This is a genomic window from Tissierella sp. (assembly GCF_031460495.1).
In the GTDB taxonomy this organism is placed as follows: Bacteria; Bacillota; Clostridia; order Tissierellales; family Tissierellaceae; genus JAVKTS01.
The window spans coordinates 1-3,083 of sequence record NZ_JAVKTS010000015.1 but is presented as its reverse complement, the minus strand read 5'-3'; the positions used below and the strand labels follow the sequence as shown (position 1 = coordinate 3,083).

At 49.2% G+C, this 3,083-nt stretch carries 2 rRNA genes; both read right to left on the bottom strand.

Annotation, left to right across the window (positions count from 1 at the left end):
- Position 1: 1 nt before the first annotated feature.
- Positions 2–118, bottom strand: a 5S ribosomal RNA gene (gene rrf / locus RIN63_RS15285).
- Positions 119–147: 29 nt separating this feature from the next.
- Positions 148–3,080: ribosomal RNA gene (locus RIN63_RS15280) — 23S ribosomal RNA — on the bottom strand.
- Between the last annotated feature and the right edge of the window lie 3 nt (positions 3,081–3,083).

The window sequence follows — 3,083 nt, the reverse complement described above, 5'->3', positions numbered from 1 at the left end:
AGCCTGGCAACTTCCTACTCTCCCAGGGCGTTACCACCCAAGTACCATCGGCGTTGAGATGCTTAACTTCTGTGTTCGGTATGGGAACAGGTGTGTCCATCTCGCTATCGTCACCAGACGAAAACTACATTCGCAATATATATTTTTTTGGTCAAGTCCTCGACTTATTAGTATCTCTTAGCTTCAAGTATTACTACTCTTTCACCTGAGACCTATCTACCAGGTGGTCTTCCTGGAGTCTTACTCACTTATGTGATGGGAAATCTTATCTTGAGGGGGGCTTCGTGCTTAGATGCCTTCAGCACTTATCCCGTCCGAACTTAGCTACTCAGCCATGCCTTTGGCAAGACAACTGATACACCAGCGGTTCGTCCATCCCGGTCCTCTCGTACTAAGGACAGCTCCTCTCAAATTTCCTACGCCCACGACGGATAGGGACCGAACTGTCTCACGACGTTCTGAACCCAGCTCGCGTGCCTCTTTAATGGGCGAACAGCCCAACCCTTGGGACCTACTTCAGCCCCAGGATGAGACGAGCCGACATCGAGGTGCCAAACCTCCCCGTCGATGTGGACTCTTGGGGGAGATAAGCCTGTTATCCCCGGGGTAGCTTTTATCCGTTGAGCGATGGCCCTTCCACTCGGAACCACCGGATCACTAAGTCCAACTTTCGTTCCTGCTCCACTTGTTGGTGTCGCAGTTAAGCTTCCTTTTGCCTTTACACTCTTCGCACGATTTCCGACCGTGCTGAGGAAACCTTTGAGCGCCTCCGTTACTCTTTAGGAGGCGACCGCCCCAGTCAAACTGCCCAACTGACAGTGTCCCTATACCAGTTTCATGGTATCAGGTTAGAACTTCAGCATTACAAGAGTGGTATCCCAAGGTTGACTCCACCAATACTGGCGCACTGGCTTCTTAGTCTCCCACCTATCCTGTACATGCAATGCCGAAATCCAATGTCAGCCTGCAGTAAAGCTCCACGGGGTCTTTCCGTCCTGTCGCGGGTAACACGCATCTTCACGTGTACTACAATTTCACCGGATCCATTGTTGAGACAGTGCCCAAATCGTTACACCTTTCGTGCGGGTCGGAACTTACCCGACAAGGAATTTCGCTACCTTAGGACCGTTATAGTTACGGCCGCCGTTTACTGGGGCTTAAGTTCTAGCCTTCGCTTGCGCTAAGCCTTCCCCTTAACCTTCCAGCACCGGGCAGGTGTCAGCCCCTATACTTCGTCTTTCGACTTAGCAGAGACTTGTGTTTTTGGTAAACAGTCGCTTGGGCCTATTCACTGCGGCCACTCAAAGCTTTCAATGTAAAATCTATACTTCAAATGGCACCCCTTCTCCCGAAGTTACGGGGCTATTTTGCCGAGTTCCTTAACAATGGTTCTTCCGCTCATCTTAGGATTCTCTCCTCGCCTACCTGTGTCGGTTTACGGTACGGGTAGTTACTTGCTCGATAGAAGCTTTTCTTGGCAGTGTGGAGTCAGTTGCTTCGCTACTTGTTTTTCGCTCCCCATCGCATCTCAGGATTGTTAGAACGGATTTGCCTATCCTAACTCCCTACTTGCTTAGACGTGCTCAACCAACGGCACGCTCAACCTATCCTCCTGCGTCACTCCATTTCTCAAACGCTTGTAACTAGTACAGGAATCTCAACCTGTTGTCCATCGCCTACGCATTTCTGCCTCAGCTTAGGTCCCGACTTACCCTGAGTGGACGAGCCTTCCTCAGGAAACCTTGGGCTTTCGATGGGTAAGATTCTCACTTACCTTGCGCTACTCATGCCAGCATTCTCTCTTGTATGCAGTCCACCACTCCTTTCGGTATAGCTTCTGCCCGCATACAATGCTCCTCTACCGATTAGTTTACACTAATCCCACAGCTTCGGTATCTGATTTTAGTCCCGGAAATCTTCGGCGCAAGGTCTCTCGACCAGTGAGCTATTACGCACTCTTTAAATGTATGGCTGCTTCTAAGCCAACATCCTGGTTGTCTGTGAAACCTCACATCCTTTATCACTTAATCAGAATTTAGGGACCTTAGCTGGTGATCTGGGCTCTTTCCCTTTTGACTATGAAGCTTATCCCACATAGTCTGACTGCCAAGTCTATGTTTATGGCATTCGGAGTTTGATAGGTTTTGGTAACGCTATGCGCCCCTAGACCATTCAGTGCTCTACCTCCATTACACGATTCCTTGACGCTAGCCCTAAAGCTATTTCGAGGAGAACCAGCTATCTCCGAGTTCGATTGGCTTTTCACCCCTATCCACAGGTCATCCCATAGCTTTTAAACGCTAAAGGGTTCGAGCCTCCATTGAATTTTACTTCAACTTCACTCTGCCCATGGATAGGTCACCCGGTTTCGGGTCTATGGCATACAACTTAGTCGCCCTATTAAGACTTGGTTTCCCTACGGCTTCGTACCTTAAGTACTTAACCTTGCTGCATACCATAACTCGCTGGCCCGTTCTACAAAAAGTACGTGGTTACACGAATAATGTGCTTCCACTGCTTGTAGGCGTAGGGTTTCAGGTTCTATTTCACTCCCCTCCCGGGGTTCTTTTTACCTTTCCCTCACGGTACTATTTCTCTATCGGTCACCAAGTAGTATTTAGCCTTGGGAGGTGGTCCTCCCTACTTCCCACAGGATTTCTCGTGTCCCGTGGTACTCTGGATCTCAGCTAGGCGCCTTCTCTTTTCATTTACGGGACTATCACCCTCTATGGTGGGATTTTCCAATCCTCTTCTATTAAGATACCGCGTCCTGTTGTGCTGGTCCGTAACCCCAGTGCAAGCACTGGTTTAGGCTCTTTCCCGTTCGCTCGCCGCTACTTAGGAAATCGATTTTTCTTTCTCTTCCTCAGGGTACTTAGATGTTTCAGTTCCCCTGGTCTTCCTTCGCATAGCTATTTATTCACTATACGATACTTGAGGGTTGCTCAAGTAGGTTTCCCCATTCGGAAATCTCCGGATCGATGTCTATTTGCGACTCCCCGAAGCTTATCGGAGCTTATCCCGTCCTTCATCGGCTCTTGGTGCCAAGGCATTCGCCCTACGCCCTTAATAACTTGACCTTT